Source organism: Roseofilum reptotaenium CS-1145 (assembly GCF_028330985.1).
Classification (GTDB): Bacteria; Cyanobacteriota; Cyanobacteriia; order Cyanobacteriales; family Desertifilaceae; genus Roseofilum; species Roseofilum reptotaenium.
In genome coordinates this window covers 144,833-171,244 of sequence record NZ_JAQMUE010000074.1, presented here as the reverse complement: position 1 = coordinate 171,244, position 26,412 = coordinate 144,833, and the positions used below count along the sequence as shown (strand labels likewise).

At 45.1% G+C, this 26,412-nt stretch carries 24 protein-coding genes; 10 read left to right on the top strand and 14 right to left on the bottom strand.

Features of this window, described 5'->3' with window-relative positions; translation table 11 throughout:
• Positions 1–41: 41 nt before the first annotated feature.
• The 6 genes from PN466_RS13305 to PN466_RS13280 all read right to left on the bottom strand — a co-directional run bounded on the left by PN466_RS13305 (position 42) and on the right by PN466_RS13280 (position 3,554).
• The gene (locus PN466_RS13305) at positions 42–509 is read right to left on the bottom strand and encodes a hypothetical protein (protein WP_271940120.1); all 468 of its coding nucleotides are present in this window, start codon (positions 507–509) and stop codon (positions 42–44) included.
• Between the two features lie 27 nt (positions 510–536).
• Entirely contained in the window at positions 537–893 is a 357-nt protein-coding gene (locus PN466_RS13300; RefSeq protein WP_271940119.1) for a hypothetical protein, read from the bottom strand.
• The gene (locus PN466_RS13295) at positions 890–1,573 is read right to left on the bottom strand and encodes a V4R domain-containing protein (RefSeq protein WP_271940118.1); all 684 of its coding nucleotides are present in this window, start codon (positions 1,571–1,573) and stop codon (positions 890–892) included. The genes PN466_RS13300 and PN466_RS13295 overlap by 4 nt, the downstream gene beginning before the upstream one ends.
• Positions 1,574–1,714: 141 nt before the next feature.
• On the bottom strand, positions 1,715–2,212 hold the full coding sequence (locus PN466_RS13290; protein WP_271940117.1) for a phycobilisome protein: 498 nt from the start codon (positions 2,210–2,212) through the stop codon (positions 1,715–1,717).
• A gap of 17 nt (positions 2,213–2,229) precedes the next feature.
• Positions 2,230–2,712, bottom strand: a complete 483-nt coding sequence (locus tag PN466_RS13285) for a 2Fe-2S iron-sulfur cluster-binding protein (protein ID WP_271940116.1) — start codon at positions 2,710–2,712, stop codon at positions 2,230–2,232.
• A 23-nt stretch (positions 2,713–2,735) separates the two neighbouring features.
• Positions 2,736–3,554 (bottom strand): hypothetical protein, encoded by an 819-nt coding sequence (locus tag PN466_RS13280; RefSeq protein WP_271940115.1) that lies wholly within the window; start codon positions 3,552–3,554, stop codon positions 2,736–2,738.
• A 267-nt stretch (positions 3,555–3,821) separates the two neighbouring features.
• Between PN466_RS13280 and PN466_RS13275 the strand changes: the two genes are divergently transcribed.
• The 3 genes from PN466_RS13275 (at position 3,822) to PN466_RS13265 (ending at position 7,501) form a co-directional block, all read left to right on the top strand.
• Positions 3,822–4,838 (top strand): LysR family transcriptional regulator, encoded by a 1,017-nt coding sequence (locus PN466_RS13275; RefSeq protein ID WP_271940114.1) that lies wholly within the window; start codon positions 3,822–3,824, stop codon positions 4,836–4,838.
• A 43-nt stretch (positions 4,839–4,881) separates the two neighbouring features.
• A complete protein-coding gene (locus tag PN466_RS13270; RefSeq protein ID WP_271940113.1) occupies positions 4,882–6,267 on the top strand; it encodes a serine/threonine-protein kinase in 1,386 nt (461 codons plus the stop codon).
• Positions 6,268–6,463: 196 nt separating this feature from the next.
• Positions 6,464–7,501, top strand: coding sequence for an agmatinase family protein (locus PN466_RS13265; RefSeq protein ID WP_271940112.1), 1,038 nt, complete (start codon positions 6,464–6,466; stop codon positions 7,499–7,501).
• 54 nt (positions 7,502–7,555) lie between these two features.
• Here PN466_RS13265 and PN466_RS13260 read toward each other — a convergent pair whose 3' ends face one another.
• Both PN466_RS13260 and PN466_RS13255 read right to left on the bottom strand, forming a co-directional pair.
• The gene (locus PN466_RS13260) at positions 7,556–7,939 is read right to left on the bottom strand and encodes a tetratricopeptide repeat protein (protein ID WP_271940111.1); all 384 of its coding nucleotides are present in this window, start codon (positions 7,937–7,939) and stop codon (positions 7,556–7,558) included.
• Positions 7,940–8,145: 206 nt separating this feature from the next.
• Complete coding sequence (locus tag PN466_RS13255) at positions 8,146–9,657, bottom strand: phytoene desaturase family protein (protein WP_271940110.1); 1,512 nt, start codon at positions 9,655–9,657, stop codon at positions 8,146–8,148.
• Between the two features lie 363 nt (positions 9,658–10,020).
• Between PN466_RS13255 and PN466_RS13250 the strand changes: the two genes are divergently transcribed.
• Positions 10,021–10,221: a hypothetical protein gene (locus PN466_RS13250; protein WP_271940109.1), complete on the top strand. Its 201-nt coding sequence runs from the start codon at positions 10,021–10,023 to the stop codon at positions 10,219–10,221.
• 115 nt (positions 10,222–10,336) lie between these two features.
• On the opposite strand, the gene ppk1 is transcribed toward PN466_RS13250, so the two are convergent.
• The 3 genes from ppk1 to PN466_RS13235 all read right to left on the bottom strand — a co-directional run bounded on the left by ppk1 (position 10,337) and on the right by PN466_RS13235 (position 14,850).
• Positions 10,337–12,517 (bottom strand): polyphosphate kinase 1, encoded by a 2,181-nt coding sequence (gene ppk1, locus PN466_RS13245; RefSeq protein ID WP_271940108.1) that lies wholly within the window; start codon positions 12,515–12,517, stop codon positions 10,337–10,339.
• A gap of 127 nt (positions 12,518–12,644) precedes the next feature.
• Positions 12,645–13,157 carry a GNAT family N-acetyltransferase gene (locus PN466_RS13240; protein ID WP_271940107.1) on the bottom strand — a complete coding sequence of 171 codons (513 nt, stop codon included), beginning with the start codon at positions 13,155–13,157 and terminating at the stop codon, positions 12,645–12,647.
• A gap of 4 nt (positions 13,158–13,161) precedes the next feature.
• Positions 13,162–14,850 carry an alpha-amylase family glycosyl hydrolase gene (locus PN466_RS13235; protein ID WP_271940106.1) on the bottom strand — a complete coding sequence of 563 codons (1,689 nt, stop codon included), beginning with the start codon at positions 14,848–14,850 and terminating at the stop codon, positions 13,162–13,164.
• 150 nt (positions 14,851–15,000) lie between these two features.
• Here PN466_RS13235 and PN466_RS13230 point away from each other — a divergent pair, with 150 nt between their 5' ends.
• The 5 genes from PN466_RS13230 to PN466_RS13210 all read left to right on the top strand — a co-directional run bounded on the left by PN466_RS13230 (position 15,001) and on the right by PN466_RS13210 (position 22,854).
• On the top strand, positions 15,001–15,498 hold the full coding sequence (locus PN466_RS13230) for a YdcF family protein (RefSeq protein ID WP_390890000.1): 498 nt from the start codon (positions 15,001–15,003) through the stop codon (positions 15,496–15,498).
• A 275-nt stretch (positions 15,499–15,773) separates the two neighbouring features.
• Positions 15,774–16,178: an Hsp20/alpha crystallin family protein gene (locus PN466_RS13225; RefSeq protein WP_271940105.1), complete on the top strand. Its 405-nt coding sequence runs from the start codon at positions 15,774–15,776 to the stop codon at positions 16,176–16,178.
• Positions 16,179–16,360: 182 nt separating this feature from the next.
• Positions 16,361–18,274, top strand: a complete 1,914-nt coding sequence (gene dnaK / locus PN466_RS13220; RefSeq protein WP_271940104.1) for a molecular chaperone DnaK — start codon at positions 16,361–16,363, stop codon at positions 18,272–18,274.
• A 185-nt stretch (positions 18,275–18,459) separates the two neighbouring features.
• Positions 18,460–18,852 carry a DoxX family protein gene (locus PN466_RS13215; protein WP_271940103.1) on the top strand — a complete coding sequence of 131 codons (393 nt, stop codon included), beginning with the start codon at positions 18,460–18,462 and terminating at the stop codon, positions 18,850–18,852.
• Positions 18,853–19,119: 267 nt separating this feature from the next.
• A complete protein-coding gene (locus PN466_RS13210) occupies positions 19,120–22,854 on the top strand; it encodes a DNA polymerase III subunit alpha (protein WP_271940102.1) in 3,735 nt (1,244 codons plus the stop codon).
• Between the two features lie 640 nt (positions 22,855–23,494).
• Here PN466_RS13210 and PN466_RS13205 read toward each other — a convergent pair.
• Genes PN466_RS13205 through PN466_RS13195 form a run of 3 tightly spaced genes read right to left on the bottom strand, consistent with a single transcriptional unit; the run spans position 23,495 to position 25,036 of the window.
• A complete protein-coding gene (locus PN466_RS13205; RefSeq protein ID WP_271940101.1) occupies positions 23,495–24,004 on the bottom strand; it encodes a Spy/CpxP family protein refolding chaperone in 510 nt (169 codons plus the stop codon).
• Positions 24,005–24,044: 40 nt separating this feature from the next.
• Complete coding sequence (locus tag PN466_RS13200) at positions 24,045–24,443, bottom strand: hypothetical protein (RefSeq protein ID WP_271940100.1); 399 nt, start codon at positions 24,441–24,443, stop codon at positions 24,045–24,047.
• On the bottom strand, positions 24,440–25,036 hold the full coding sequence (locus PN466_RS13195) for a sigma-70 family RNA polymerase sigma factor (protein ID WP_271940099.1): 597 nt from the start codon (positions 25,034–25,036) through the stop codon (positions 24,440–24,442). Before PN466_RS13195 ends, PN466_RS13200 begins: the two co-directional genes overlap by 4 nt.
• A gap of 161 nt (positions 25,037–25,197) precedes the next feature.
• On the opposite strand from PN466_RS13195, the gene PN466_RS13190 reads away from it, so the two are divergent.
• Positions 25,198–26,397 carry an ATP-grasp domain-containing protein gene (locus PN466_RS13190; RefSeq protein WP_271940098.1) on the top strand — a complete coding sequence of 400 codons (1,200 nt, stop codon included), beginning with the start codon at positions 25,198–25,200 and terminating at the stop codon, positions 26,395–26,397.
• Positions 26,398–26,412: the final 15 nt, after the last annotated feature.

The window sequence follows — 26,412 nt, the reverse complement described above, 5'->3', positions numbered from 1 at the left end:
CATAGGCTCCTGAACGATAAACCAATCTGTTAATTAATCCTTTAGCTTTCACTCTTGAGTAATTGGGTTTGGGCTAAAATCAACGGTGATTTGATTAATTTAATTTGCTCTGGTTTTAAGCTTTTCATCAATTGTTGATTGAGCAATTTGTATAAGGCTTTATCTAAATCTTGGGTTTCATACATGGCCATGCTTTGCGAGAGCCAATCCACAAATCGATCTTGAACCAATTTATCATTATTAATCAACATGGCCATGGCGCAATATCGCAACATGAGCATGGCATTTTTAATCGATCGCTCCATATCTTCAACGGATGAATTCGGAAAATACTGAGGAAGCTGATCGGCAACGGCTTGCATAATTTCTACTTCTTTTTCTCGAATCTGACTATAGGTTTCTAGCCGTTGGGGTAAGGACTCAACATACTCGGTTAAACCTTTGAGTTCTTCAGGTTTCAGATAGCGATTTTCTGCTTCTGCAAAAAGGGTTTCTAGATCGGTGTTCATAGCCACTAGATACGAATGGGTAAAGGTTTAAAATAAACTCGAAAAGTCTTCTAACGTCACATCATCTTCGTCTTGAATGGATGTGGACTCTACATCTAGAGGAAGGGGGTCACTTGGAGCGATCGCTCCTTGACCCTCCCAATCAATACAAGTAAAGAACTGGCTAACCGTCAAGGTCAAGGATAGATGCTTGCTCGACTCTTTTCCTTCTAAACTGGCTTGCTTACTCGCTTGTTTAAATTGCTGGATCGGTTCAGGGTCCTGTTCCCAGTTAATCTGGCTAAAAAAGTCACGGACTGAGACTCGACTCCAGGTTTTGGGAATCTCTTGGGTTTTTGTGGTTTTGGGTTTCGATGGGGTTTGAGAACGGGTACGGGGACTCATGTTAACCGCTCCCCTGAACGCAACCGTTTTTCAATATCACGAGCGGTTGCTCCTTCATTGAGCCAGAATGAGGCTGCATCAATGCGATCTTTACCCCCCAGCAGGAATTTACAATAGGTTTCCCCCATCGAATAGCATTGAATTTCAATACAACTGAGTTGTTTTTTGACTAATTCAGTAAAAAAGCCAGCAAATAGACCAGCATAGATATGACAGACGGGTTTACCGACATCGCCAAGGGTTCGTGCTACGGCAGAATCAAACAAGTTAATAAACATAAAGCCTTGTCTGCGATCGCCCATATCCACTTCCCAGCGTCCCCATCCTTGGGAAGTAAACGGCCACCACCAGGTTTCTAACAGAAACATTAAATTGGCTTGCCGGATGCTGCGATCGAACTCTTTTTCAAACCATTTTTCAAAGAAAAAAGCATCTTTTTGTCCCCACTCCACACCGATGGTATACATGATGGCAGCCGAAGCATCTCCAACTTCTTCTTCGAGACCTTCAACTAACCCAATAATAAAATCTTCACTGGTGAGGACATTTTGGGCACCATTCCAGTCTACGACGGTTCCGCGTTCTGGATCGAATTGAAAAAAATCCTGGAAGCCGTAGTGGTTGTGTTTTTTGGGCTGTTTGCTATTGAGTAAATGTTGAGTTTTAGTTGCGTTTGCCATAAGCGTTCAGATCGGTGAGTGGGGTTGGCCTTCTGACTAGAGAAGCGTTGACCTGGATGGGTTCATCTCTCCGATTTTCATTGTATCGGCTGGTGACGAATCCACAGCAAACTTGTAATGAAAGTCAAGCAAATTTTGCCCTTACAAGGGAAATTCTTCAATGGAAGAGGCTTGAGAGAGGATTTGGCGGTTATATTCGAGGATGGGACGTAAGAGAGCTGCTTCCTCGCGAGTTAAGAGGGATTCAACGACATTCTGCATGATTGAGTAAGTCACCTTACAGCTATCTTGAGCATCAAAGGCTCTCATTATTGTTTGAAACCACAATAGGAGGCGATCGCGTAATCTGTCCCGATCGTCGATCAATAGGGCTAGGGCTGAGTGACGTAGGATACGAAGGGTATCTTGTTTCCATTTAGCGCTCAAGTCTTTATTACCGCGCTGGAGCAAGTGGGGGGCCCGAGCGCGAATTTGAGATTGCACTTGTTGGACAATCAGAGCTTCTGATGTGCGAATCTTGTTATAGGTGGTTAACCGCAACGGAAACGATTGGATATAATCCTGGAAAAATTGCAATTCTTCATCTGTGGCATAGCGACCATCGCTTTCTCGGTATAGGTTTTGAGTTTGGGTTAGCATAGCTTCTGGATACTCTTTTAAGCATCTTTGGTTTGCGTTAAGTAGGCTCCAATTTCAAATTTTGTATCTTCGAGTTGTTTCAGGGTGGAGCGGGTGACGAGTTTACCCGTTTCGACTAAGACTTCCCCGGTTACCGGATGGAGCATATCTTGATCGGCTCGTCTGCCAATGAGAGCTTCAATATCTTGTAGCGATCTCACGTACATCCCTGGAGGTAATTCTACCACCACCCCATCCATCAGTACCCGTGACTGACAGGCCAGACGAGAATTGGGTTTACAGGAAGTAATCACCTCTAAGGTGCGCTGTTCCCTGCGATTCATGGGAGTGAGGAACTCCATCCCATCTTTAATGTACACATGGCAGGTGGCACACATGCCTCGGCCACCACATTCTTTGAGAACATCTAAGTCTTTATCGATCAAAACCGATAACAGATTGCCGTTAGTTTCTACTTCAGTCTCTTGGGCGATCGGTTCAAGTCTGACAATTTTTACCATAATTTTTGCGTCTCTAAGGGTTCTTAGGGTAAGAGTAACTGTTTATATTCAGGTTTGAGGGATTTTTCCACTAAGGCAGGAAAATCCCGGATCACTTTGATGCACCGACTGATAAAGGCGGCCACCCAAGACTGAATCAAGGCTAACTGTTCTGGGGTTACCGTTTGGGTAAGGGCTGTAGAACGGGTAAACGTCAATTCAGCAGTGCGGCTGATTTCAAAGCTCTGTAACCATTCCACATCTGGACGGGTGGATTTCCAATAATTGGTAATCACCGCTTTACCTAAATACTGGGTGGTATAAAGACTCAGTTGGTTGAGGGCTTCAAGCAATTCTTTTAGGGTAACCTGGGACGTAGCTTCTGGAATAGGAGAGGCATTAGGAACCGTAGGTTGAGACTTGAAAGGAACACGAATAGGAGAGGGACTGGGAGTCGGAGAATTTTGCCAGTAGGTTTGGTTGGAGAGGGTTAAACTGCCAGCAAGGAGTCGGAACGTGGCGATCGCCGTAGCCGTATCTGCAATCAATTCAGTTTTCAGCTCATGGAGCGCTTCAGCATAATTGCTATAGACCAAATCCAGGGTCGTCAGCACTAACAAAATCACGCCTTCAGGAAGCTTATAAATAAACACCTGATTTTGGGCAAATTGAAATTCAAAGGACTCAAACCCTTCTGGAGTGGTTTCGACGACCTGTCGCAAACCTTGGGCTAGGGCTTCTTTTTGCTGGAAGTTGAGGGTACTATCCACGCCACAAAAATAGGGGCGCGATCGCCGATCGATTAGGGCGACTCCCGCAATTCCTGGTAAATTCAGAAAATCCTCAACTACCTCCCGTTCCATAAGTAGATGCTTATCTGTTGTCTCCTGATGATGGGGTCATTGGTCTTCAATCTATTTATTTTGGGGCACTTTCATGTCACAACGGTAGGGGGGAGAGGTTTTGAGTCAAGATGGTTCAAGTTGTAGACACCAAGGGTATAGGTCTGCTATGGGTCAATTATCAGTTTGGTCTCAATTTTACCCAATTTCATTTTCTCATGTTCCCAAGGGTCTGTCTTGTTTTCCGTCCACTGAACTCTCCAATATCCCATTTTAGGTTGATCACTCATGTCTGACCTTCCATTCACGTTGGATCAATTACGCATTCTCAAGGCGATCGCCATTGAAGGAAGCTTTAAACGAGCCGCTGACAGTCTCTATGTCTCCCAACCGGCCGTGAGTCTCCAAGTCCAGAACTTAGAGAAACAATTAGATGTTCCCCTATTCGATCGAGGTGGAAGACGGGCCCAACTCACAGAAGCGGGTCATCTACTCCTTCAGTATGGTGAAAAGATTCTTTCGCTCTGTCAAGAAACCTGTCGGGCGATCGAAGATTTGCAAAATCTGCAAGGGGGGACTCTGATTGTTGGAGCCTCTCAAACCACAGGAACCTATCTGTTACCTCGGATGATTGGTGCATTTCGGCAAAAATACCCAGATGTGTCCGTGCAACTGCATGTTCATTCGACCCGCCGAACCTGTTGGAGTGTTTCTAATGGCCAAATTGATTTGGCTATTATCGGTGGTGAAGTGCCCAGCGAACTCCAAGAAACCTTAGAAATCTCTTCCTATGCTGAAGATGAATTAGCCCTGATTTTAGCCCCTTCCCATCCCCTGGCAGCCCAGAGGACGATTCACAAGGAAGACCTGTATGAACTCCAGTTTATTGCTCTAGATTCACAATCGACCATTCGTAAGGTAATTGATCAGGTTTTAACGCGCTGTGGGATTGAAACGAACCGCCTAAAGGTGGAAATGGAACTCAATTCGATTGAAGCGATTAAAAATGCGGTACAAGCTAATTTAGGCGCAGCTTTTGTTTCCATCTCAGCGATTGAAAAAGAATTGCAAATTAATTTGCTTCATCGTGCTTATGTTGAAGGGGTTTCTATCCAGCGTACTCTGTCCGTGATTGTCAATCCCAATCGCTATCGCTCTAAGGCGGCAGAAGCGTTTCGGACTCAAATCCTACCGGCTTTCACCACCCAAGGTAAAGTAGGGTTAACTCCCCCCACGGATATCGGGATCGATCTCAATGCTGCTGCTCAAGGGTCGGATCGAGAATCGTCTGTATCCTTGGATTAACTGGGGTCTATGATTGGAGTGATCGAGGTTTGCCGTCTGGCCTATGGATATTCATTGCACGCGCCCAAAATGTCAGCGTCCTATCAACCCGGTTCCTGAACTCGATAGTCCGGAACACTTGAAAACGACTTCCCAGAAATTTTGTACTTGCTGTGGAATGCCTTTAATTTTGGCTGGCCGGTATTTACCCCAACGGTTATTGGGTCAAGGGGGGTTTGGTGCAGCTTATTTGGCGGTGGATCGCTATACGCCGACTCTGCGCTCTTGCGTGGTTAAACAGTTTCAACCAGCCGGTCAGTTGTCCGAGCAACAATTGGCGATCGCCCAACAACATTTTGAGCAAGAGGCTTTAGTGCTGGAGGAATTGGGCAATGAACATCCTCAAATTCCTCGGCTTTATGCATTTTTCCCGCTCTTGGTTCCGTCATCAGCTCAAGGGGAAGAGAACCAATTTTTTTATCTCGTTCAAGAATGGATTGATGGTCAAAATTTAGAGGAAGAATTGGAGTATACTGGGCCGTTTTCAGAAGAGGATATTCTGACTCTATTGCGCCAAATTTTGCCCGTATTACAATTTATTCACGACCGCCATACTATTCACCGAGATATTAAACCGTCTAATATTATGCGGGATAAAAAGGGGCGATTGGTATTGCTCGATTTTGGTGCAGTGAAGCAAATTAGTCAAGGGTCAGGAGGTCGATCGACAGAAATCTATTCCCAAGGGTTTGCGCCTCCGGAACAAATGGCGGGAGGTCAGGTTTATCCGTCTACAGATTTGTATGCTCTGGCGGTGACTTGCTTAATTTTATTAACCCAAAAGGAGTCTCAGGATTTATATGATTCTTATAATAATCGTTGGAACTGGCGATCGGAAATTGAGTTATCAGAACCTTTAGCCTCGGCTTTAGATAAAATGCTGGCCCTATCTCCCTATCAACGGTTTGCTAGTGCCAATGAGGTCTTAGCCCTCTTGCGTTCCCAGTCTATTCAATCAATGAGTCCCTCGACTACCCTTCAGTCTCCGGCTGCTTCTGGTACAGTGGCTTCTGCTGTGACTCCCGCTCAACAGGTGCTGAAGACTCCGGTTTTTTCTACCCCAGAATTGTTGGGTATTTCGGTATTTACAGGGTTTGAATCGGTGGTTTTAGCATTAGGTTTAACTAATCTACTAGGAGTTAATGGGATCAGTATGGGGATTTGGGGGGCGCTGATGGGGGGGTTAGTTTATGCTCAATTTCGCCGGTGGATTGAACGGATGGACTTAGCAATTCTGGCGGTGATTTCTTGGGGGATTTTATTGTTTGTTCCTCCAGTGCGAGGAACTCATGCCTTAGATGTGATTTTAATTATTCCGGTTTGTGTGGGGGCTGGTTTAGGGTTGATTATGTCTGTTTTTCGGTTAATTTCTCAGAAGTTAATACGATAGCTCGCTTTGCGCTGTGATAGCGAGATAGGATGAACAAAAAACAGACTTGATCGAGCTTTTAGCTGTTCTAGCTATTCCCTATTCCCTATTCCCTATTCCTTCATTGCCTATTCCCTATTCCCTATTGCCTATTAACTGTCCTAACCCACTCCTTCTCTGCTATAACAATTAGTATTAAAGAGGTTAAGCTACAGTAGTGACTCAAGAACATTGCGATCCGAATGGAATGAGTGTGCCGAATGGTTGTTTTTTTGGTTTACCCTATTCGGTTGAGGATGCGAAACTGGTGTTTTTACCAGTTCCTTGGGATGTGACGACTTCCTATGGAGAAGGAGCTGCTCAGGGACCACAAGCAATTTTAGAGGCTTCAGTACAGTTGGATTGGTATGATTTTGATGTGCCTAATGCCTGGAAAATTCCGTTGGCGACTCTAGGGATTGATGCAGCAATTTTAGCCGAAAATGGTCGGATGAGGGCGATCGCCAAGCAAGTTATTGCCCATCTGGAAAGAGGTGGAGCAGTGGACGATCCGGCGATCGCTTCATCTTTAGCAAAGGTCAATCAAGCGTGTGCAGATGTTAATGCATGGGTTTATACTCAAAGCAAGAACTATCTAGAGCAAGGGAAGCTCGTCGCCATTGTCGGAGGCGATCATAGTGTACCCCTGGGATTAATGCAATCTCTGGGTCAGCAATACGAAAATTATGGCATTTTGCAGATTGATGCTCATGCCGATCTGCGTCCCGCCTACGAGGGATTTACTTATTCCCATGCATCAATTATGGATAATGCCCTCAAGATTCCCCAGATCAGTCGCTTGGTTCAGGTGGGAATTCGGGATGTTTGTGAGGCAGAAATAGACAGGGTAAAGGGCGATCGACGCATCGTTATGTTTGATGATTGGCAGCTTAAACACAACACCTATGAAGGGATAAATTGGGCGACCCAATGCCAGGAAATTATCTCCCATTTACCTGATCGGGTTTATATTAGCTTTGATATTGACGGCTTAAACCCCTCCTATTGTCCCCATACTGGTACGCCTGTACCCGGAGGATTAGAGTTTAATGAGAGCCTATATTTGATGCGATCGCTCGTTCGAGCTGGTAAAACAATCATTGGGTTTGATATCTGCGAAGTTGCTCCAGGTGAACCAGCAGACCAGTGGGATGGCAATGTGGGAGCCAGGATCCTCTATAAATTAGCCTGTTTGACCGAATTAATGAATCATTAAATAATTCTAGTTAAAAGCGTTTCCTTGCAAGGGTGATATCAATTAACAGAGAATTTATGAAAAAATGGAGATTTGATCGCCCCAAATGTCTAAGAAGTGATGCATTTTTTGGCGCATCCAAGTTAAGGGGTTATTGGCTTGTTTGCCTAGAGCTTTGTTATAACTTTGATAAGCTTGATTGTATTGTTGCAAATGATGTAAACACACGCCCCGAAACAGTTGTAGAGTGGAATCTTGAGGATTGAGGCTGAGAGCTTCTTCAAAACTCCATAGCGCTTTTTGATAGTGATGGAGATGGGTACAAGCGCACCCTCGCTGAATCCAAAGGTCTATGTTTTGTGGATCGAAAATGAGGGCACGGTCAAAATGGGAGATCGCCTCTACATAATTTCCTTTTTCCACACAGCGCTCGGCTTTCTGGGCGTAGTTTTGGCTCATCAACATCCTAGTCATTACTATATTGCCTCGTTTTTTATGCCGATTTTTATATATTAGGATCTACTGTTGAGCGCGACGATTTCATAGACTATATACGCTCGTGCCTATCAGTATCTTACGAGAAAAGAAAAATGGGGATAAGGGTATCACCCCCCATACGGATGGGGTACGTATAGAAAGATTATTTATGGTCAAAAGACGTGAATTTACTGATACTTCTTGAGAACTTCAAGAACGATTGGGGCAGGAACCAGGGTATTCGCGCATAAAATCCCGGAAGCGGCAACAGCCGGAACCCCAATACCCGGCAATGTGCTATCACCAACTCGATACAATCCCGGAATTGGGGTATAGCAACTGGGCCAGGTTCCTTGACCCGGGGCGATCGCCGGCCCGTAGGTTCCCCGATCGCGACGTAGATAATGGGAGTGGGTGAGGGGAGTGCCCACCAGCTCCAACACAATGCGCTCTCGAATATCGGGAATTACTCGCTCTACAGCCCGATAAAGGGGTTGAGATTTAAGGGATTTGCGATCGTGATACTCGCCATCTCGACTCCATCCGGCAAAAGATTCTAAGGTATAGGCATGAAGACAATGATGACCTTCGGGAGCCAGACTTTTATCCCATACGGAGGGAATAGAAATCATACAAGTATTACCGGGGCTGGTAATATCCACATCATCAGAATGGACGACTACATGATGGCCCGTTAACCCTTCTAAGCCATCGGCACGAATCCCTAAATGCAGGTGCATAAAGCTCTCTACCGCAGGGGTAGATAACTGTTCTTGGCGATAGGTCTTGGGTAGATCTTCGGAGTCTAAGAGGTGAGTGTAAGTATCCCAAAGAGTAGCATTAGAAATCACGATGGGAGCCGTTACCCTTTCGTTGCGTCGTAGCTGTACCCCTGCCACTCGTCCTTGCTCGATCGCAATTTTCTCGACATGGGCCCCAAGTTTCAATTGGCCACCCCACCGAGTTAATCCCCTCACTAGAGCGTCGATAATAGCTTCACTACCGCCTAGGGGATAGTCTACAACGGAGCGATCGCGCTCCCCTAACATAAAAGCGACTTCTGGCGCTACCGTTCCTTCAGCTTTGAGACCAGAGAGTAAAAAACATTCGAGATCGATCAACCGTCTGACCCAAGGATCTTGAACCGTGGAATTTAAGATCTGGCCAACCGAACCGTTAATGATGCCTAAATGGGGCAGCAGTTGCCACAAAGCGGGTAAATAGCGCGTGGCCAAAATGGGGAGCAGTTGCCAGTCCGAGCGCAGAGCAATGGTGGGAATCTGGCTCAAAGCTTCGTAGAGTTCTAACAGCGGTCGTTGAAAGGCGATCAGTTCCTTGGCTCCTTGGGGCGTAATCTGGGCTAAGGCTTCTTGGTAGCGATCGCTCTGGCAATAAATGGGTAAGGTAGCATCCGGAAAATGGTAATGTCCCAAGGGGTCATAAGCGATCGCCTCCACCCGTTCCCCCAAAATCTTCAAAACTTGGCACAGGGGATTCAGGGAATTAAAATCGCCCAATCCACAATAAAAAGACGGCCCCGTATCAAACCGAAACCCTTGACGGACAAAGCCATGGGCGGCTCCTCCAGGAATTCCATGGCTCTCACAAATAATGACCCGTTTGCCATAGTAAGAGAGCAACGCCCCCGCCACTAATCCCCCAATTCCACTACCAATGACCACCACATCCGCGTCTGACATTATTCCATCCTTATAGTTCAGCTATTCCAGAAAAGGGTAACCCCGGGTTTTCCCTATTGCCTGCCTATTGCCTATTGCCTACTTATTGCCTCTATCCTTGCATACTTCACATCTACACTATGCAAATTCTCGGAAAATATCAGAAAAAAGTTGCCCTAGATACATAAGTAAACTATAATAGGAAAGATAAGTTTTAATAGCTCTTTAAGTTCAGTTAGCCATTGCCTAAACTCTCTTAAAGAACTGTTAAAAAAATACGGTTATTTCCCTAAAACTAGGGTTCTAATCAACACAGAAAGGCTCAATCAACACCTGAGCAATTCAAACTTCACTCCTATTTTAGAGTTTCAAGAGGCAACAGCGATGAATTTGCGTTATCGCGGCATACAATATCAGCGTACTCTACCTTCTGTAAAGGCTCCTGAAGAAGTCAATCTACCTGAGGAAGTCATTCCCCAATCTCCTTTATCCTCTTCCCTGGATTTACAAACCCTACAGCTCTACAAGACGCTCATCGTCTTGATTGTAGCTCTGATGGCAGGGGTGGCATCATTAGTGACTTAAACCAGCGAGTGGTTACTCTGAATCCCCATTAGACCTCCTGTTCATGTAAACTGTTTTTCAATTTACCAGGGATCTAATGGAGTGAAAGAACTGAGGACAGACGGCGATTGAAATCCTAAAGGCTATGCAGGGCCCCTTTTCGGCCGACTTCAGACATTTTCATAAAAATATCTTGCGAACTTTGAGGTTCAGCATTTTCGGGAGGTTGGCGTTGGAGATAGGTTCCATCAGACTGAAGCTCCCAAGCATGGCGGTTATCGGCAAGCATAACCCCCAAAATCTCTTGCACATCTTTTTGGATCTCTGGATCATCAATGGGGGTAACCGCCTCCACCCGTCGATCGAGATTACGAGGCATCCAATCTGCACTACCAATATAGGACTCTTCAGCACCCTGGTTGTGGAAGTAGAAGATTCGAGCATGTTCTAAAAAGCGACCCACAATACTAATCACACGGATAGTCTCGCTCACTCCTGGAATTCCCGGTCGTAAACAACACATTCCCCGTACAATCAGATCGATTTGCACACCCGCCTGAGATGCTTTATAGAGGGCAGCAATCATTTTAGGATCGACTAAAGAGTTCATTTTCGCTACAATCCGAGCATGATGGCCATTACGAGCATGTTCAATTTCCCGTTCGATCAACTCCATCATCCGCGATCGCAAACTCACCGGAGCCACCAACAACTTACGATAAGATCGTTGTCGAGAATATCCGGTCAAGAAATTAAACAAATCCGTCAAATCTGCTCCTAGCTCATCATGACAAGACAAAATGCCCAAATCCGTATAGAGTTTTGCTGTTTTGGGATTGTAATTACCCGTGCCAATATGCACATAGCGCCGCATCTGATCCGAATCCCGACGCACCACCATCACCACCTTTGTATGGGTTTTCAATCCCACCAACCCATACACCACATGCACCCCAGCACTCTCTAGGGTTCTGGCCCATTGAATATTATTCTCTTCATCAAATCGAGCCTTCAATTCCACTAAAGCCACCACTTGCTTCCCATTTTCCGCCGCCGCAATCAAAGCCTTCACAATTGGAGAATCTCCAGAGGTTCGATACAACGTCATTTTGATCGCCAGCACTTTCGGATCGTAGGCCGCTTCTGTAATAAACCGTTGTACCGTAGAAGCAAAAGAATCATAGGGATGATGGAAAAACAAATCACGCTCGCGAATCAGCTCAAAAATACTAATCCCTTCCTCTTGATCCTCAGAAAACGGATCGGTTTGTAGGGATCTGAGTCCCTGAAAATAATGGGGGACAATAGGAGACCATTCTGGATCTTTAAGATGAGGTAAAGGAAGCCCCATAAAACTCATTAAGTCCCCTAGACCGACTAAGCCCTCAACTTCATAAACATCCTCTTCTTTTAAGTTCATTTCCTGGATTAACATCTCGCGAATTTTAGGCGGCGTATTGACCATAATTTCCATCCGCACGATTAATCCACCAATGCGACGTTTACGCAATTCTTGTTCCATTGCCAGCAGCAAATCATCGGCTTCATCTTCTTGTACTGATAGATCCGCATTGCGAGTAATCCGGAAAGGATAATATTCTTGGATATTCATCCCCGGAAATAAAGGGTCTAGATTATGGGCAATAATTTGTTCCAATGGAACACCCATCCAACGAATTTTAGCGGGATCTTCGGAAGAATAATATAACTCAGGAGGTAAGGCTAAAAAACGAGCCAGTGCCCTCGGAACTTTGACCCGAGCAAAATGATCTTCATCGGTTTCTGGGTCATTGACTAAAACGGCTAAATTGAGACTACGGTTAGAAATATAAGGAAAAGGATGGCTGGGATCAACGGCTAGAGGGGTTAAAACGGGAAAAATTTGCTTTTCAAAATAGTTTTGGTAATAGAGGCGTTGCTCTGGAGTGAGGTCAATATAATCAACCAAATAAATCCCTTCTTCAATCAGCTTGGGTTTAAGAACTTGATGAAAATGTTGATGTTGTTTTTCAACGGTTGGATGTAATTGTTGACTAATCTCTAGGAGTTGTTGTTCTGGAGTCCGTCCATCGGGAGTTAATTTATGGACTTCCGCTTCTACTTGTTTTTTCAAGCCAGCAATCCTCACCATGAAAAACTCATCGAGATTACTGCTGAAAATTCCGAGGAATTTTAATTTTTCTAATAAAGGAGTTCGCGGATCAAGCGCTTCATGTAAAACTCGTTTGTTAAACTCCAGCCAACTGAGTTCTCGATTCAAGTAGTATTGGGAATCTTTGAGATTTAAAGGTGGGGTTGTTTTGTTAGATTTAGCCATTATCAATAAGTGAATTAACAGAGCAAAGTTAACCCCTTATCCCACGGGATGAAAATTTTTTTTTTCGGTGAGGTGGGGGATTGGCTTGTATTTTACCTTATTAAGAGAGAAGTACAAAAATTAGGGTTTAAGGGCGTGAGTTGGGCGATAATCTGCATATCATGGTGAAGGATTGTCCTCCAGTGCGATTGGGGTGTTTGCTGTTATCAACTTGAGTAAATCCCAGGCGATGATAAAGGTGAAGGGCTGGATTATCAGAGCGTACATTGAGGGAGATGGAAGCATAGTGGAGTTGAGCTGTTGCTAGGAGTCGTTGGAGTAGTTGCGTGCCGATTCCCTGTCTTCGATATTGGGGGATAACAGCGATCGCCAATTCAGGAATTGAATCAGCGATATATCCAAACCCTCGGTCATTTTCTGGCCATAATCGCATCCAAGCTGCACCCAGGGGGTGTTGAGTTTTAGAGGCGATCGCCACCCAGCCCAGATCGCCCGATCTACCCCAATGATGAGCATATCGAGCGAGACTGGGGTTTTCTTGTACGGAAGTGACAGAAGATTCATAAGTGGCTAATCTGAGCATATCCCAGATGATCTCTTGGTCTTCTTGGCCTAAAAGGCGAAACAAATACTCATTCATAGGGTTAATTAGTGATCGCTGAAATCCCGAAAACATGGCCTTTCCAAGCCGCAATATCTAAATAGAGTCCTTGGCTGGATAACTCCTCCCCTTGTCGTTCATAATAGGCAGCGCTGATTAAATCTTGAAGAGCATAGGAAACCGGTTGCCAATCCCAGGGAATATGGACATAGCATTGTCCGGGATAGGGTGCATAATTCACTACAACCAACACCCGTTCATGGCGATCATTGTGCCAACCAAAGGCAATAAAATTAGCCCAAGTGCCGTTATATTCCCATGCAGGAGAGCAGTCCAAGAGCTGCCAGTTCCCTTCCCGCAGTACAGGATGACTCAAGGATTGTAGCAGTTGCTCATAGAAGTGTTCTAAAGCAGGATTAGAGACTTGTTTAGCACTGCGACACAGATGGATAGAAACTTTTTGTGTCCATCCATACAACTGCCCATGGTGGAAAAATCGGAGTCCAGGACATAGATAAGTCAACAGAGCCGCCGCTTGATGACTGCCCAAGGGAAATATGCCCGCAGCGCGGGGTTCATCATGATTTTCCAGGAAGCGGACAGAGCGCTCTTGATAGTCTAAGGAGGCGCTAAAGTGTTCGCGGACGGGATGGGCTTGTTGGCTATGGAGGCGATCGTAGAGGCGCTTGTCGTAGGTATAATCAAAGCCTTGTTGTTGCAGCGTCCATTCTAAACCCCAATAGACTTCTGCCATGAAGGTAAAGGTGGGGTGTTGTTGTTTTACGGTCTGGATGGCTGAGGGCCAAAAGGAGTGGGCAATAATGCCCCAAGTACGATGAAAAATGTCTGGCAGGATTAACATGGCCATGTCACAGCGTACTCCATCACAGACTTGGGCAATGGAGAGTAATTCATCGGTCATAGCCGTTAAAACTGCAGGGTGACCATAGTCGAGTTGTAGGGTATCTGGCCAACCCGTAAAGTAGGGGTCTCGACCATGGGCGAAGATGCCTTGGTGAGGAATTTCCGTGTAGTTTTGGGGTTCTCGTTGGCGATCTTCTGGGCTTCCTTGGATATAGAAGTCCGGATGCTCTTGTACCCAAGGATGATCGGGAGCAGTGTGGTTGGGGACAAAATCAAGCATCAGTTTGAGACCCCGTTGATGGAGGCGATCGCCAAATTCTTTTAGAGCAGATGGATCGCCAAAGCTAGGATGCAGTTGATAGGCTTTGATGGCAAAACAAGAGCCGCAAATATCGCTCTCGGTTAGATCGGGCAGGAGTTCTTTATATTCCCTCACCCAGTCGGGGTTCGTGCGCGAGACTTCTCGTCCTAGGGTTCCCGTTTCCCAGATTCCTAAGGCATAAATCCAATCAAACCCTAGTTTCGCCCACCCATCGAGTTCGCGATCGGGAATATCGTTGAGGGTGGTTGGACGGTTTAATTCTTGGGAGAGATTATGGAGCCGCAGACGGATATTGAGTTGGTAAAGGGTTGGATTCACAGTACAAGATATTAAAGAGTGTTTAATCAGACAAGCGTAGAGTGAAGCAAAACTTGAGTTTATGGGTTTATTGTATCGTGGTGTACTGCACAAAGGCGCGCGATCGATATGAGACGTATGGATCTTAAGGCTAATCCCGATCGACGGAGAATAAGTTGGAACAAAGAAAGGGGCAACTTGCACTTGAGTGGCGCAATCGGTACGATTGATGTCGGTGATCTCTAGCATCAGTGATGCCCAGAGATACGGCCCCGTGCATGATTCAATGGCATTGATAAAACTTTCCCCATGAATGACCCTCTTTCAGTTTCCCAATCTATGCTTAAACCTCGTCATCAGAGGAAAAAATTGTTTTTGAAATTTGCTCTCCTGTTAGCAATGCTCTCATTGGGCTACAAAGGGATTAGGAGTTATTTTCAAGAACCTGACGCGATTTTAGTCTTGGGAGGTTCGGTAGTCCGGGAACAGTTTGCGGCTGATTTTGCTCGCCAGCATAGTCATTTGGATATCTGGATTTCTGGGGGAAGTAATCCAGAATATGCACAATGGCTATTTACGGAAGCGGGGATTAGTTTGCGGCGACTCCATTTAGATTATGAAGCGGTAGATACGGTGACGAATTTCACGACTTTAGTCGATGAGTTTAAGGCGAGGGGAATTGATAGTGTTTATTTAATTACTTCAGACGATCATATGCGCCGCGCTCAAGTCATTGGCCAAATTGTGTTTGGCAGTCGAGGGATTGAATATAAACCTTTATCTGTACCTTCTGGACGAGAACCAGAGCCAATGGAAAAAGTTTTTCGTGATGGGGCAAGGGCAGTTTTATGGGTAATGACGGGAAAAACTGGATCGAGTTGGAGAGACTGGTTTTGAAGAATTCAAAAGAAAAACGCTAGTGGGTAGGACATCAAGAGTAATGCAGTAATTCTAGGTTCTGATGATGATTGCCATTCGTACCTATTACCTATTACCTTGTGCGGGTCTTCTACAAGAAGTCTAGAACCTAAATTGGGGGAAAATTCGCCAGTCCTGATACGGTTTGCCCTCCTGTCTCAAAGGGTTCAAACCTTTAGGATAAGAACAGTAGAAATCACTTACCCAAGGTCAACAGGAGGGTAACCATGATCGCGATGATGCGCGTCCAATCGATGGAACAAAGACCACTCTATCAACCGGCGATCGCCTGGCAAATCACATCAGAAGGTCTGATGCTACACGTTGAAGCACCAGGAATTCAAGCTGAAGATCTCGATATTGAAGCAACAGAAAAAACCCTAACCGTGCAATGGACTCGTCATCTTCGTCCTGACTCGGTTGCTCTCTATTCTGAAGTGAAGTATGGGCAATTTCGGCGCTCTGTAGCTCTACCGTTTGCCATAGAGTGCGATCGCATCGAGAGCCAATTAAAGCACGGCATCCTGACTCTGAACCTACCCAAAAAGCAAAAACCGCAACCGGTCAAAATCACCTTGGGTAAATCGACTCTCTCTCAACCCGAACCCACCCCCTTAGAAACTCCCGTCAGTTTAGACGAAGACCCTTGGGCAGCTTAAGTGCAACGGCTCGCCAGGTTCGGTAAACCGCCCTTCATCACAAGGGCAAACCCCCCTCAGTATAGGACAAGAGGTCTTTATACTGAGAACGGCCCATCCTCAAAGCAACGGATTTATAGATAGCTCTCAGGCCCAGGCCGTAAACCCTAGTCCTTAATTAAAGTTGGAACGCAAAAACTCTTATGGCTAAAGTAGTTGGAATTGACTTAGGAACCACAAACTCTTGTGTGGCAGTAATGGAAGGAGGAAAACCCACTGTTATTGCTAACGCAGAAGGTGGACGCACCACTCCTTCTGTCGTTGCTTATGCTAAAAATGGCGATCGCCTGGTCGGACAAATTGCCAAACGCCAAGCGGTCATGAACGCCCAAAATACCTTCTATTCCGTAAAGCGCTTCATTGGACGGCGCTACGATGAAGTGGGAACCGAATCCACAGAAGTATCCTACGAAGTCGTCAAAGAAGGAAATAACGTTAAACTCAACTGTCCAGCGGCGGACAAAAAATTTGCCCCTGAAGAAATCTCTGCCCAAGTACTGCGTAAACTGGTTGACGATGCCAGTAAATATCTGGGCGAAACCGTTACCCAAGCGGTGATTACCGTTCCGGCTTACTTTAATGACTCCCAACGGCAAGCCACCAAAGATGCGGGTAAAATTGCTGGAGTTGAAGTCCTGCGGATTATTAACGAACCCACTGCCGCCTCTCTGGCTTATGGATTAGACAAAAAGAGCAATGAAACCATTCTCGTCTTTGACTTAGGGGGTGGAACCTTCGACGTATCCATCCTAGAAGTCGGCGATGGTGTATTTGAAGTCTTATCCACCTCTGGAGATACTCACCTGGGTGGGGATGACTTCGATAAGAAAATTGTTGATTATCTGGCTGCAGAATTCCAGAAAACCGAGGGGATTGACCTGCGTAAGGATAAACAAGCCCTGCAACGGTTAACCGAAGCGGCTGAGAAAGCTAAAATTGAACTCTCCAGTGTTACTCAAGCAGAAATTAACTTACCCTTTATTACCGCTACCCAAGAGGGCCCCAAACATTTAGACTTAACTCTCACACGGGGTAAATTTGAAGATTTATGTGGCGATCTGATTAAGCGCTGCGCCATCCCTGTAGAAACAGCCCTCAAGGATGCCAAACTGGATAAATCTGCCATTGATGAAGTGGTACTGGTTGGGGGTTCCACTCGGATGCCTGCGGTTGGAGAAGTGGTGAAGAAAACCCTCGGTAAGGAACCCAACCAAACCGTAAACCCCGATGAAGTGGTGGCGGTTGGTGCTGCTATTCAAGCTGGAGTATTGGCTGGGGAAGTTAAAGATATTCTCCTACTGGATGTAACTCCCCTATCTCTTGGAGTGGAAACCCTCGGTGGTGTAATGACCAAGATTATTCCCCGCAACACCACTATTCCCACCAAGAAATCAGAAACCTTCTCGACTGCAGTTGATGGTCAAACCAATGTAGAAATTCATGTCCTGCAAGGGGAGCGGGAAATGTCAACTGACAACAAGAGCTTGGGAACCTTCCGCTTGGATGGCATTCCGGCGGCTCCCCGTGGTGTTCCTCAAATTGAGGTCACGTTTGATATTGATGCCAACGGTATCTTGAATGTGACGGCTAAAGATAAGGGAACCGGTAAGGCTCAGTCGATTAGTATTACCGGAGCTTCGACACTCGATGATCGGGAAGTCGATCGCATGGTGAAAGAAGCAGAAGCGAATGCCGATGCGGATAAGGAACGGCGCGAGAAAATCGATCGCAAGAACCAAGCCGATCAACTCTGCTATCAAGCCGAGAAGCAGATGGAAGAGCTTGGTGATAAGGTTCCCGCAGAAGATAAGACCAAGGTCGAAGGTTTGGTTAAAGACTTGCGTGAGGCGATCGGCAAGGAAGAGGATGAGAGCATCCAATCTCTGACCACTGAACTGCAACAAACCCTCTATGCTATTGGTAGCAGTGTCTATCAACAGGCTGGCGGTGATGAAGCTGGTGCACCGGGGGCTGATGCTCCCCCTCCTGGAGATGATGCTGGTTCCAATGGTCCTGATGATGATGTAATTGATGCTGAGTTCTCGGAAACGAAGTAGTTTTTCTATGATTTCTGAGTCAAAGCGGGTAATCGCTTAACATTAGGTATAGGGGGCGCTGCCCCCTATTTGGGTTGAACACAGTCTAAAGGCAAGTAATTTTCCACTTAACAAGGGGTTCTCAGCCCCTTGTTTCTCAAGGATCAATTGATGTAAGCATCTGAGCAAAAGGATATAGGTCTACCATGGAAAAAATGGAAAATTTCTCATTACTTGCAGGGCGAGCATTTCTGGTTGCTATTTTTCTCAGATCTGGGATTCTGAAAATTCTTGGCTTTAGTGGCACTGCATCAGTGATAGCGTCCCAAGGAATTCCTGTCCCAGAATTCTTCTTGGTTTTTGCTATTCTATTTGAGTTGATTGGCGCAATATCGATCCTTGTGGGTTATAAGTCTCGGTGGGGAGCGCTACTTTTAATGATTTTCCTAATCCCCACAACCTTAATATTTCATCTTGACTTTTCGGATCAAAGCCAGGTTATCGCATTTATGAAAAATTTATCGATTTTGGGAGGACTCCTTATTATTTTCTCACAAGGTTCGGGTCCTTTGAGTTTGGATTCCAGAGAAAGCAAATGAGGGAGAGTCTCAAGAGCGATTGTCTCCTAACTCATCTTCGTATGAATCAGCTTTAAAATACCGTTTTCGTCAAAGTCTAGGATAACACTCCGTGCTTCTTTGAGGGTGATTCGCGGTACATCAATAGTGGTTTTCAAGGATCTCCAAAATAGCTCAAAGCTAGATTGAGTATATTGTTCACTGCCTCACAGAGAACGCAAAGCGCTGTAACCCACTTATTCGCTGCGATATAATAATCCTCATTGTTGCTTCCTCCCCGATCGCCTTATGTCTTTCGTAGGATTACATATTCACACCGACTATAGCTTACTTGATGGCGCGTCTCAAATCAGTCAATTGGTCGGCAAAGCGCAGGAATTGGACATGCCGGCGATCGCCATTACGGATCATGGAGTCATGTATGGAGCAATTGAGTTAATTAAAGCCTGTCGAAATAGTTCGGTCAAACCTATTATTGGTAATGAAATGTATATCATTAATGGGGATATTGAGACCAAATATAAGAAAATCAAGAAATATCACCAATTAGTCTTAACAAAAAATACGCAAGGCTATAAAAACTTAGTCAAATTAACCACAGAATCCAATCTCAAAGGAATTCAGGGAAAAGGAATTTTTTCCCGTCCTTGCATTAACAAAGAACTCCTAGAACAATATCACGAAGGTCTAATTCTAACCAGTGGCTGTTTAGGCAGTGAAATTCCCCAGCTCATTCTTGCAGGAGAGATGGAAAAAGCGCGAGATGTGGCCAAATGGTATCAGAACCTATTGCAAGAAGATTATTATCTGGAAATTCAAGACCATGGTTCCCAAGAAGACCGAATTGTGAATGTGGAATTGATGAAAATTGGTCAAGAATTAGGGATTAAACTGGTTGCCACCAATGATTCCCACTTCATTTCCTGTTATGATACAGAAGCCCATGACGCGCTCCTGTGCATCAATACCGCCAGTTTAATTACCGATCAAAAGCGGATGCGCTATAGCGGGACAGAATATTTAAAAACCGCTGAGGAAATGGCGAAGCTATTCCGGGATCATCTTCCGGAGCAAGTGATTCAGGAGGCGATCGCCAATACCCTAGAAGTTGCTGAAAAAGTACAACCCTACCAAGGAGTTCTTGGAGAACCCCGCATCCCCGATTATCCCATTCCCAAGGATCACACCCCCGACACCTATGTAGAAAAACAAGCCTGGGATGGACTTCTAGAGCGCTTAAAGCTCAAAAGTCGAGACGAACTTAAACCCGCTTATAAAGAGCGGCTGGAATACGAAATCAAAATGCTCCAGCGCATGGGATTTTCCACCTATTTTCTAGTGGTTTGGGATTATATAAAATTTGCCAGAGATCATAATATTCCGGTCGGTCCCGGTCGTGGATCAGCCGCCGGTTCATTAGTCGCTTATGCCTTAAGAATTACCAACATTGATCCCGTTCACCATGGACTTTTATTCGAGCGATTTTTGAATCCAGAACGGAAATCCATGCCGGATATTGATACCGATTTTTGCATTGAACGTCGAGATGATGTGATTGATTATGTGACCGAAAAATATGGTAAAGAACGGGTCGCGCAAATCATCACGTTTAACCGCATGACCTCGAAAGCCGTGCTTAAAGATGTGGCGCGAGTTTTAGCCATTCCCTACTCAGATGCAGATCAAATGGCGAAAATGATCCCCGTTTCTCGAGGAAAACCCACGAAACTTAAAATTATGGTTTCTGATCAAACCCCGGCACCTGAATTTAAGCAAAAATATGATACCGATCCTGATGTGCGGCGCTGGATAGACATGGCGATGAGAATTGAAGGAACGAACAAAACGTTTGGCGTTCATGCTGCGGGGGTGGTGATTTCTAAAGAACCCTTAGATGAAATTGTTCCCCTCCAGAGAAATAATGATGGATCTGTGATTACCCAATATTCCATGGAGGATATTGAGTCTTTGGGATTGCTTAAAATGGACTTTTTGGGATTGAAAAACCTGACCACGATTCAAAAAGCTTTGGAATATATTGAACAGGATTATGGATTGAAAATTGACCCCTATGATATCCCTGCTGATGAACGGAGAGCGCAAGAAACTTATGTGCGCCTCAAGAAATTACCCAAAGATGTGCATAAAACCTATAAAGTTCTGGAAAAAGGAGACTTAGAAGGTATTTTTCAGTTGGAATCTTCTGGGATGAAGCAAGTAGTTCGCGAGCTGAAACCGTCCTGTATTGAAGATATTTCTTCTATTCTTGCTCTCTATCGACCGGGGCCACTGGATGCGGGTCTAATTCCGAAGTTTATTGGCCGGAAACATGGAACAGAAAAAATTGTTTATGACCATGAGATGTTAGAACCTATCTTGAATGAAACCTATGCGGTTTTAGTCTATCAAGAACAGATCATGAAAGTAGCTCAGGATTTAGCCGGATATTCTCTAGGAGAAGCGGACTTGCTGCGCCGAGCGATGGGGAAAAAGAAAATGGCAGAAATGCAGAAGCATCGCAATATTTTCATCGATGGTTCTGCGAAAAATGGGATTGATAAAAGCATTGCAGAAAGTTTGTTCGATCAGATGGTTTTGTTTGCGGAATATTGCTTTAATAAATCGCACTCTACAGCCTATGCCTATGTTACCTACCAGACCGCTTATCTGAAAGCCAATTATCCAGTAGAATATATGGCTGCTTTGTTGACTTCTAATAGTGGCGATCAGGATAAAGTCGGTAAGTATATCGCCAATTGTCGAGAAATGAGGATAGGGATTGAATCGCCCGATATTAATCGATCGGGGGTTGAATTTACGCCCACTCAAAACAAAACAATTTTATTTGGCTTGTCCGCAGTCAAAAATTTAGGACAAGGAGCGATTGATTGCATTTTAAGAGCGAGAGAAGAAGGGGAGTTTAAGGCATTAGCAGATTTGTGCGATCGCGTGGATTTACGAACGGTCAATAACCGCGCCTTAGAATCTCTGATTAAATGTGGTGCTTTTGATGCTTTTGATGAGAATCGCGCCCAACTTTTAGCGGATTTAGAAAAGATTGTTCCCTGGGCCCAGAGTCGGGCGAAAGACCGGGAAAGTGGCCCCAATTTATTTGACATGTTAGGCAATACTCCTTTTAGCAGTCAAAATACCAATGGTCGCGCCCACGAAGTCGCCCCAAAAGCCGATCCTGCACCGGAAATGACTTTAGCCGAAAAGCTACAAATGGAAAAAGAATTGCTCGGCTTTTATGTGTCTGAACATCCTCTTAATTCTGTGACTCAATTTGTGCAAAATTTAGATCCACAACCGATTCTGCTCTCCCAGTTAGAAAATGCTCCGAAGCGCAAGCCAATTAAAGTAGTGGCGATGATTACAGAGATTAAGGAAATTACCACTAAATCCGGTAAATTAATGGTGATTCTCAACCTAGAAGACTTAAGTACGAAAGGAGAAGCCAAGGTCTGGGGAGATGATTACGAACGAGTGAAAGGGAATTTAGGGACTGAAATTCCAGTGATTTTAACCGGAAAAGTGAGTTCCTGGAACGATCAAACCCAGCTTACGGTTAGTGATGCCCAAAAGATAAATTTAGAGGACATTCAACAGCCGATAGAAAATGAACCGGAATCACCTATAGATCAGATAGAGTCCGAGTTTGTATCCGAGCCTGCAAATGTAGAGATACTCGAAAATTATCCGCCCAAAATTGAGAATAAACCGTCTGAGTTTGTCCCCCCACCCCCTGCGCCAGAGGTTCCCCAAGATCAGTGGGTTGTGATTAGCCTTTCCTTAGAAGAAGCTTCTCAAGAAGTCGTGAAAAATCGGCTGAAGCTATGGTTGGGAGAATATTCTGGACAAACGAATACCAAAACTTATCCGGTTCTGATTGTGATTCAAGGGGATCGCTTTGGATTTTTGCAAGGGGTGCAACTGCCCCTAAAATGGCAAATTCAAGACCCAGAAGGCTTAGTGGAACAACTCGGCAAACAACAAGTTGTTGCTGAGTTTAAACCTTTATAATTGGAAAACTTGCGAGTGTAATATCAATTAAACGTTACTCAACCCCATTGAACGATAATGGGAAGAATTAAAAGCCAAGCTAAGATGGCAGAACTGTAAAGACCTGAAAAGGCTACAGCAAAGGCTTTCACAAGTCCTTGATTCCTTCGATAAGGTAACGATCGCCTCGATTACTGGATGGGACTACTTGGTCTATGCCTTATTAAGCGCAACTTCATAGAGAAATGGTACAACCCTCTTCTGTCACTTTCGGAAATCGAGATAGCTGTATCTCCTATGGAGAGAGACATGTACTGATCTGACTGGATTTTCGAGTTTCTGTTAGGAAAAACTGTCGCGATCGCCGATACTGCAAGAGTTCTAGAATTCAGTCAACACAAATGTTTTGCCAGTTTGACAGAAGAGGGTTAATTTGCATGGATGAAGCCAGCAAGGAATTACATGGGTATCTGTATCAACCAATTCCTGGGCAACCTGGGATTGATGCCAAAGAAGACACTACTGGCATGGCAAGCTTAAAATAGTTCATTAGGAAATCGCTATGATTGTTGAAATTAGAGAATTTAAGCAAAATCCTATTGCATCAAATTAAGCTTGCCACGCCACTACGACGATGCGTTAACCAATTGCTAATGATTCGTTATTCTTGATTACCCCAACGATTTCCTCGACCTGGGCCAAAGCGATCGCGTTTTTGATTCATCATCTCAGCAAACTGTTGCCGTTGACTCTCATTAAGCACTGCACGAATCTCCATCATGCTCTCAAAACGAAGATTTCCCATTTGTTGAGCCAACTGTTGCACCTGCTGATATTGGTTCCGAATTTGGCTCTCATCGGCATTTCCTGCCATTAAATTGCGCAACTGCTCGCGAGCTTGCTGCATGGCCTCTCGACCTTGTTCCAATTGGGGTTTATAGCGGTCTCGAATAGCTTCAATGTCCTGTTGCTGTTGTTCAGAAAGATTCAACTGTTGCATCAATCCACTATTTGTTCCGCGCTGACCCCAGCCTCTTTGTTGAGCCATAATCGTACCTTGATTATCCCAATTCCGACGCGATTGAGCTTCAGCCATTCCCCCACCAAGAACCAGTAAGGTGAAGCTAACAGCACAGACCCGAGCGATCGAACGAACATTAACAGACATCATTTTGAGATACCTCTTCGGTTGGATGAATAAACTAATGGGTTTATGGGGAAGATTCCCAGAGAAGCAATGGATCGTCTTGAACCCAAGACAACTCTTGGCCAGTCAGACTGACCGTTTCCTGCCAAGTGGCTTGCAAAAATTGATCTAATGACGCGATTTCTTCTTCGGATAGGGGTTGGCTTGCCATTTGAGTAGACCAGCGGGCATATCCACCCATCCCCAAAACCAGACTAGCGGCGATCGCCCCTACGACCCAAACCTTTCTCCTTTTGCGACTTATCGGTGTTTCAGGATGAAGGCTCTGAATGTCTTGCAGAATTTGCTCTTCCAGTCCCCTTGTCTCTGGTGGAGGGCAAGGGCGATAGTGATGCAGAAACTCAACCAGGCGATCGTCTTTTTCTGGCTCACCCGATGAAGATTGAGGATTAAGTGGCTTCATAATTGCACTCCCTGTGCTTCCAAAAACTTACGCATGGCTGCTCGGCCATGAAATAACCTCGATTTCACTGTCCCCACAGGAATCTGTAAAACCTGAGCAATCTCCTTTTGCGGTACATCTTCCAAATCATGCAAAACCAGAACTGTGCGTTGTTCCCAACTCAATTGTTCTAGACCTCGATGCACCAAATCTTGATAATGGAGTTGCATTAAATCGGATGTGTTTTCAGACACAGACAAAAGATCCACATTCAAGGAAAGTTGATTCTGTTTCGCCAATTGTCGTCGTTGATCCGAGGCTACATTACAAGTAATTCGGTAGAGCCAAGTCGAAAACTTAGCACTTCTCCGAAACTTGGGTAGTCCTTTCCAAGCTCGTAAAAATACATCCTGAACCAGATCATCCAGGTGAGATGGCCCACAAAGTTGATACAAAGTGGAGCGAACCTGGGCTTGATAACGGCGATATAATAGGCGATAGCTCTGGGAATCTCCCTGAAGACATCGATGGACTAATTCTGAATCATGATTGGATGATTCAGAATCACCATTCCTGCGATCGGGGCCCCAAAGATGAGCTAATCTAGCAGCCACGCAACCCGTTCCTCGTCATTAGTGATTTCTGTATGTTTAGACTTGGGGGGGGAGCAGGAGGTTCAAAGTCGTCAAGAATAATTTTAAAATTCTAGATTTTTAAATTCTGGATAAAATAAAAGATTAACAAATCACCCATCTTGTCTAACCCCTAATTTTATATGGATTTACTAGAGTATCAGGCTAAGGAACTATTCGCGGAGATTGGCATTCCAATATTGCCGTCTCAGTGCATCAATCATCCGGCTGAGTTGAAAGGATTGAAGATTCCCTATCCCGTAGTATTGAAGTCCCAAGTGCGGGCTGGAGGTCGCAGTAAGGCTGGAGGGGTAAAGTTTGCCGAAAATACCATTGATGCAGTGGCGGCTGCCCAAGCGATCGCGAATCTGCCGATTATGGGAGATTATCCAGATGTGATTCTCGCAGAGGCTAAGTACAATGCCGACCAAGAGTTCTATCTGGCAGTTGTTTTGGATACTCAGGCTAGACGACCAGTACTGTTAGGGTCGAAGAAAGGCGGGGTGGATCTCGATGCGGTGATGGAACAAATGCAATTGGTGGTGGTAGACCAGGCTTTTTCACCCTTTTATGCTCGCCGTTTGGTGTTGAAGATGGGACTCCAGGGGCGCTTGATTCAATCGGTTAGTCAAATCATTGAAAAAATGTATCGATTGTTTGTGGATAAAGACCTGGATGTGGTAGAAATCAATCCTTTGGGCGTAAGTCCCGATGGCAGTGTGATGGCTCTAGATGGTAAGATAACGGTGAATGACGAGGCCTTAAGCCGCCATCCGGATATGGTGGACTTATTGCCCCAACATGCCCCTGGATTGCTCAAGGCTAATCCGTTGAAGTTAGAGGTTAATGGCGATCGCCCACAGAAAAGAGATAAGATACGAGATTTGGGCTTTCATCTGATGGATTTAGAGGGCACAATTGGAGTCTTATCCAATGGCACAGGATTGATGATGGCCACCCTCGATTTAATCTATAGTAACCGAGGTAATCCAGGCCGGTGCTTAGATATTGCTGGGGACTTTCAAGGGGGATGGTTAGCCGACCAACTCTGTGAGCGGATTGAAATTGCCTTGGATTGGGTACTCGATGGGACGGATGAGGAGGTCTTGTTCATGAATTTGATCGGTAGTTTAACGCCGAGCGATCGTATTGCTGAAACGATCCTAAAGGTATTAGAACGCCGATCTCGATCACCTGTGAGTCGTTCAATTCCAGTTATTCTCAGAGTGGTGGGAGATCCCTTGAGTCCAGAGATGGAAGAGCGATTAGCTCAATTTCAAATTACGTGGATACAAGACCTAGAAGCAGCAATTAAAGCAGCTTTGGCTCCCAGTAAACTTTAAGTGTTCTGTCAAAAA